3 rRNA genes are annotated in these 5,599 nt (G+C 56.7%); all 3 read right to left on the bottom strand.

Going from position 1 to position 5,599, the window contains the following annotated elements:
- Positions 1 to 6 precede the first annotated feature (6 nt).
- Positions 7 to 123, bottom strand: a 5S ribosomal RNA gene (gene rrf, locus M1L56_RS15800).
- 196 nt (positions 124 to 319) lie between these two features.
- A 23S ribosomal RNA gene (locus tag M1L56_RS15805) occupies positions 320 to 3,420 on the bottom strand.
- Positions 3,421 to 3,878: 458 nt separating this feature from the next.
- A 16S ribosomal RNA gene (locus tag M1L56_RS15810) occupies positions 3,879 to 5,405 on the bottom strand.
- Together the 16S, 23S and 5S rRNA genes form the textbook arrangement of a ribosomal RNA operon.
- Positions 5,406 to 5,599 lie beyond the last annotated feature (194 nt).

The following is a 5,599-nucleotide window of genomic DNA, read 5'->3' on the forward strand; positions in this document are numbered from 1 at the left end:
AAGTATGTCCGGCGGTGTCCTACTCTCCCACAGGGTCGCCCCTGCAGTACCATCGGCGCTGCGAGTCTTAGCTTCCGGGTTCGGAATGTGTCCGGGCGTTTCCCTCGCGCTATGGCCGCCGAAACTCTAGAACCATCCACACTCCTGGGGGGTGTGGTGGTGGTCTCGGTGGCACCCCGGTTCCAGCCCCGTGGTGGGGGTGGTGGGGTGCGGGTTGCACTGTGTGATTGTGTTGGGTTTCCCGTCTGCTGGGAACCACAGAGTGGACGCGAGTCATCAGGCTCCACACCGCTGCCTTACAACGATGGTGTGGATAGTGATTGTCAAGTTGTCGGCGTATTAGTACCAGTCAGCTGCACACCTTGCGGTGCTTCCACATCTGGCCTATCAACCCAGTCGTCTGGCTGGGAGCCTCTCCCCCCGAAGGGGATGGAAATCTCATCTTGAGGCCGGCTTCCCGCTTAGATGCTTTCAGCGGTTATCCATCCCGAACGTAGCTAACCAGCGGTGCTCCTGGCGGAACAACTGGCACACCAGAGGTTCGTCCAACCCGGTCCTCTCGTACTAGGGTCAGATCCTCTCAAATTTCCTGCGCGCGCAGAGGATAGGGACCGAACTGTCTCACGACGTTCTAAACCCAGCTCGCGTACCGCTTTAATGGGCGAACAGCCCAACCCTTGGGACCTACTCCAGCCCCAGGATGCGACGAGCCGACATCGAGGTGCCAAACCATGCCGTCGATATGGACTCTTGGGCAAGATCAGCCTGTTATCCCCGAGGTACCTTTTATCCGTTGAGCGACAGCGCTTCCACAAGCCACTGCCGGATCACTAGTCCCGACTTTCGTCCCTGCTCGACCTGTCAGTCTCGCAGTCAAGCTCCCTTGTGCACTTACACTCGCCACCTGATTGCCAACCAGGTTGAGGGAACCTTTGGGCGCCTCCGTTACTCTTTGGGAGGCAACCGCCCCAGTTAAACTACCCACCAGGCACTGTCCCTGAACCGGATCACGGTTCGAAGTTAGATATCCAGAGTGACCAGAGTGGTATTTCAACAATGACTCCACGAACACTGGCGTGCCCGCTTCACAGTCTCCCACCTATCCTACACAAGCCACACCGAACACCAATACCAAGCTGTAGTAAAGGTCACGGGGTCTTTCCGTCCTTCTGCGCGTAACGAGCATCTTTACTCGTAATGCAATTTCGCCGAGTTCGCGGTTGAGACAGCTGGGAAGTCGTTACGCCATTCGTGCAGGTCGGAACTTACCCGACAAGGAATTTCGCTACCTTAGGATGGTTATAGTTACCACCGCCGTTTACTGGGGCTTAAATTCTCAGCTTCGCTCCGAAGAGCTAACCGGTCCTCTTAACCTTCCAGCACCGGGCAGGCGTCAGTCCGTATACATCGTCTTGCGACTTGGCACGGACCTGTGTTTTTAGTAAACAGTCGCTTCCCACTGGTCTCTGCGGCCTTCAACGCTCCAGGAGCAAGTCCCTTCACGAATCCGGCCCCCCTTCTCCCGAAGTTACGGGGGCATTTTGCCGAGTTCCTTAACCACGATTCTCTCGATCTCCTCGGTATTCTCTACCTGACCACCTGAGTCGGTTTGGGGTACGGGCGGCTGGAACCTCGCGTCGATGCTTTTCTCGGCAGCATAGGATCACCCACTTTTCATCCGCATCGCGTCTCAGCCTGTGTGAGCGACGGATTTGCCTATCGCTCGGCCTACACGCTTGCCCCGGGTCAACCATCGCCCGGGTTGGGCTACCTTCCTGCGTCACACCTGTTATCACGCTCACTCCACCAGATGGGGTCGCATGCCGCCCCGCAACGTTCCCCGAAGGGTCGGTCACGGCTTGGGATGCTTAGCACTCCTGGCTTCGTGTGGGCGGTTCTTCGCCGGTACGGGAATATCAACCCGTTGTCCATCGACTACGCCTGTCGGCCTCGCCTTAGGTCCCGACTTACCCAGGGCAGATTAGCTTGACCCTGGAACCCTTGGTCTTCCGGAGGACGGGTTTCTCACCCGTCTTTCGCTACTCATGCCTGCATTCTCACTCGTGTGCCGTCCACGGCTGGTTTCCACCGCCGCTTCACCCAGCACACGACGCTCTCCTACCCATCAACACGGCTGGACCACGAAGGCCTACCTAATATGTCAATGCCACAACTTCGGTGGCGTGCTTGAGCCCCGTTACATTGTCGGCGCGGAATCACTTGACCAGTGAGCTATTACGCACTCTTTCAAGGGTGGCTGCTTCTAAGCCAACCTCCTGGTTGTCTGTGCAACTCCACATCCTTTCCCACTTAGCACGCGCTTAGGGACCTTAGTTGGTGGTCTGGGTTGTTTCCCTCTCGACGATGAAGCTTATCCCCCACCGTCTCACTGCTGCGCTCTCACTTACCGGCATTCGGAGTTTGGCTGACGTCAGTAACCTGTTGGGGCCCATCGGCCATCCAGTAGCTCTACCTCCGGCAAGAAACACGCAACGCTGCACCTAAATGCATTTCGGAGAGAACCAGCTATCACGAAGTTTGATTGGCCTTTCACCCCTATCCACAGCTCATCCCCTCAGTTTTCAACCTAAGTGGGTTCGGTCCTCCACGACGTCTTACCGTCGCTTCAACCTGGCCATGGATAGATCACTTCGCTTCGGGTCTAGGACCTGCGACTGAATCGCCCTATTCAGACTCGCTTTCGCTACGGCTGCCCCACACGGGTTAACCTCGCCACAGATCACTAACTCGCAGGCTCATTCTTCAAAAGGCACGCTGTCACCCCTACAAGGAGGCTCCAACGGTTTGTAAGCAAACGGTTTCAGGTACTATTTCACTCCCCTCCCGGGGTACTTTTCACCTTTCCCTCACGGTACTTGTCCGCTATCGGTCATCTGGGAGTATTTAGGCTTATCAGGTGGTCCTGACAGATTCACACGGGATTTCTCGGGCCCCGTGCTACTTGGGATCCCCCTCCGGCCGGCCAGGCATTTCGACTACGGGACTCACACCCACTCCGGTCCGGCTTTCAATCCGGTTCGTCTATACCTGACGCGTCACCGCGGCTGTCCGGCAGAACAGCCCGAGAGGTCCCACAACCCCGACCATGCAACCCCTGCCGGGTATCACACATGATCGGTTTAGCCTCTTCCGCTTTCGCTCGCCACTACTCACGGAATCACGGTTGTTTTCTCTTCCTGTGGGTACTGAGATGTTTCACTTCCCCACGTTCCCTCTACCCGCCCTATATATTCAGGCGGGAGTCACCAGGTCACCCTGAGGGCCTGGCGGGGTTTCCCCATTCGGAAATCCTCGGATCACAGCTCGTTTATCAGCTCCCCGAGGCTTATCGCAGATTACGACGTCCTTCTTCGGCTCCAGATGCCAAGGCATCCACCGTTTGCTCTTAGAAACTTGAAATCACATGAGTTATCGAATCGCACACCCGGACCCGAAAGCCCGGATGCGAAATTGACCAGTGAATACACCAGACAGGCACCCGAAGGCACCCGCCGGCGACTCACCTTGTGACCCAACGTCCGAAAACGTTGAATCTAAGATGCTCGCGTCCACTATGTAGTTCTCAACAGACGGTCAGAACCCCCACCCCCACCAGCAACAGCCGGCTTCGGCGAAGGCCTGAAGAAACCATCCCCCACACCCAACCAGGGCGCAGGACGTCCGGTCCCTCAGGACCCAACAGCGTGCACGTGCCCGACCATCCGGCCCCCACCGTTCCAACCCACCGAAGCAGGCGTACTAGGTCTGAACCATCCAGACGAGCACCTATGTCAATGTTCCACCCATGAGCTGCCGACCAAGGACGTTCGCCTTGATGCCGGCTGCCTGGAAGGCCGAAGCCTCCAGATGCTCCTTAGAAAGGAGGTGATCCAGCCGCACCTTCCGGTACGGCTACCTTGTTACGACTTAGTCCTAATCACCGATCCCACCTTCGACGGCTCCCTCCACAAGGGTTAGGCCACCGGCTTCGGGTGTTACCGACTTTCATGACTTGACGGGCGGTGTGTACAAGGCCCGGGAACGTATTCACCGCAGCGTTGCTGATCTGCGATTACTAGCGACTCCGACTTCATGAGGTCGAGTTGCAGACCTCAATCCGAACTGAGACCGGCTTTTTGGGATTCGCTCCGCCTTACGACATCGCAGCCCTTTGTACCGGCCATTGTAGCATGCGTGAAGCCCAAGACATAAGGGGCATGATGATTTGACGTCATCCCCACCTTCCTCCGAGTTGACCCCGGCAGTCTCACATGAGTCCCCACCATAACGTGCTGGCAACATGCGACGAGGGTTGCGCTCGTTGCGGGACTTAACCCAACATCTCACGACACGAGCTGACGACAACCATGCACCACCTGTATACGAGTGTCCAAAGAGTTGACCATTTCTGGCCCGTTCTCGTATATGTCAAGCCTTGGTAAGGTTCTTCGCGTTGCATCGAATTAATCCGCATGCTCCGCCGCTTGTGCGGGCCCCCGTCAATTCCTTTGAGTTTTAGCCTTGCGGCCGTACTCCCCAGGCGGGGCGCTTAATGCGTTAGCTACGACACGGAAACCGTGGAAAGGTCCCCACATCTAGCGCCCAACGTTTACGGCGTGGACTACCAGGGTATCTAATCCTGTTCGCTCCCCACGCTTTCGCTCCTCAGCGTCAGTAAGTGCCCAGAGACCTGCCTTCGCCATCGGTGTTCCTCCTGATATCTGCGCATTCCACCGCTACACCAGGAATTCCAGTCTCCCCTACACCACTCAAGTCTGCCCGTACCCACTGCAGGCTAGAGGTTGAGCCTCTAGTTTTCACAGCAGACGCGACAAACCGCCTACGAGCTCTTTACGCCCAATAATTCCGGACAACGCTCGGACCCTACGTATTACCGCGGCTGCTGGCACGTAGTTAGCCGGTCCTTTTTCTGCAGGTACCGTCAAGCCGAAGCCCTTCTTCCCTACTAAAAGCGGTTTACAACCCGAAGGCCGTCATCCCGCACGCGGCGTTGCTGCATCAGGCTTGCGCCCATTGTGCAATATTCCCCACTGCTGCCTCCCGTAGGAGTCTGGGCCGTGTCTCAGTCCCAGTGTGGCCGGTCACCCTCTCAGGCCGGCTACCCGTCGACGCCTTGGTGAGCCATTACCTCACCAACAAGCTGATAGGCCGCGAGTCCATCCCAGACCGAAAAACTTTCCACCAAACCTCATGCGAGGAAAGGTCCTATCCGGTATTAGCTCCGATTTCTCGGGGTTATCCCAGAGTCCAGGGCAGGTTACTCACGTGTTACTCACCCGTTCGCCACTAATCCCCAGGTGCAAGCACCCGGTTCATCGTTCGACTTGCATGTGTTAAGCACGCCGCCAGCGTTCGTCCTGAGCCAGGATCAAACTCTCCAAAAAAAAATGGTTCCCAACACCCGAAGGCATCAGGGAGTTCAAATCACTGACAGAGAAACAACTGACTCGAAAATCAAATTGTCCATCAATCAAAGGAAACCCGTCCCCCCACCGAAGCAGGAGAACACGGGGTTCAAAAAATTGGCATTGAACATAGTGCACGCTGTTGAGTTCTCAAGGAACGGACGCACCCGGGT

It is taken from the genome of Agromyces sp. C10 (assembly GCF_023217995.1).
Lineage (GTDB): Bacteria > Actinomycetota > Actinomycetes > Actinomycetales > Microbacteriaceae > Agromyces > Agromyces indicus.